The sequence below is a fragment of the Nitrosospira sp. NpAV genome, assembly GCF_000832065.1.
Taxonomy (GTDB): domain Bacteria; phylum Pseudomonadota; class Gammaproteobacteria; order Burkholderiales; family Nitrosomonadaceae; genus Nitrosospira.
Genome location: NZ_JXQM01000185.1, coordinates 1 through 246, shown reverse-complemented (window position 1 = coordinate 246; position 246 = coordinate 1). Strand labels below are relative to the sequence as shown.

At 66.7% G+C, this 246-nt stretch carries 1 protein-coding gene; it reads right to left on the bottom strand.

Translation table 11 applies throughout. The features are described 5' to 3' along the window. Positions 1-246 (bottom strand): diguanylate cyclase (locus SQ11_RS15840; protein ID WP_041515171.1); only part of this gene is annotated, 246 nt, incomplete at both ends.

The following is a 246-nucleotide window of genomic DNA, read 5'->3' as shown; positions in this document are numbered from 1 at the left end:
TTCCTGCTTGGCGCGGTACATGGCGGCATCAGCCTGGCGCACCAGGGTCTCGACCTCTACGCCGTCGTCCGGGTAGAGACTGATCCCCAGGCTGCAGCCGACCCGAAAGACCTGCCCGCCGACCTCGAAGGGCGAGCTCACCGACTCGACGAGCCGACGCGCGACCCGCGTCACGTCGTCGACCTCCTCCACCTCGTTGATCAGCACGATGAATTCATCCCCACCCTGGCGGGCCAGGGTGTCATC